This window comes from Anaerotignum faecicola, from assembly GCA_024460105.1.
Classification (GTDB): Bacteria; Bacillota; Clostridia; order Lachnospirales; family Anaerotignaceae; genus JANFXS01.
Window position 1 is genome coordinate 1 of record JANFXS010000060.1, and the last position, 603, is coordinate 603.

Consider the following 603-nt stretch of genomic DNA (forward strand, 5'->3'; position numbering starts at 1 on the left):
TCCATGCGGCTGCTCTCAAGCAGGTGCCTTCTTGTGAGTTTTTTCCTTTAGAGGCAGTCAGAACTAACGTTCTTGGAACTGAAAATGTTTTAAATGCTGCTATTGAAGAAGGTGTGAAAAAGGTAATATGTCTTTCTACCGATAAGGCCGCTTATCCTGTCAATGCGATGGGTACGAGCAAGGCGATGATGGAAAAAGTAATTGTAGCAAAAGCCAGAACTGTTTCTCCGGATAAGACAACGATCTGCTGTACGCGTTATGGGAATGTTATGTGTTCAAGAGGGTCGGTAATTCCGCTGTTTATCAGTCAGATTAAAGAAGAGAAGCCTTTGACAGTAACAGCGCCTGCCATGACGAGATTTATCATGAGCCTGGAAGAAGCTGTGGAACTTGTTATGTTTGCATTTGAAAATGCGGAATCAGGAGACATAATGGTTCAGAAAGCGCCAGCCTGTACCATTGAAATATTGGCTCAAGCCGTGAAAGAACTGTTCCACGCATCAAATGAAATTAAAGTCATTGGAATTCGCCATGGTGAGAAGATGTATGAAACACTCTTGACTAATGAAGAATGCGCAAATGCATTGGATATGGGGGGATTTT

The 603-nt window shown here is 42.5% G+C and carries 1 protein-coding gene; it reads left to right on the plus strand.

Annotated elements, in window-relative coordinates; all coding sequences use genetic code 11:
- Positions 1-603 (plus strand): polysaccharide biosynthesis protein (locus tag NE664_12725; GenBank protein MCQ4727500.1); only part of this gene is annotated, 603 nt, incomplete at both ends.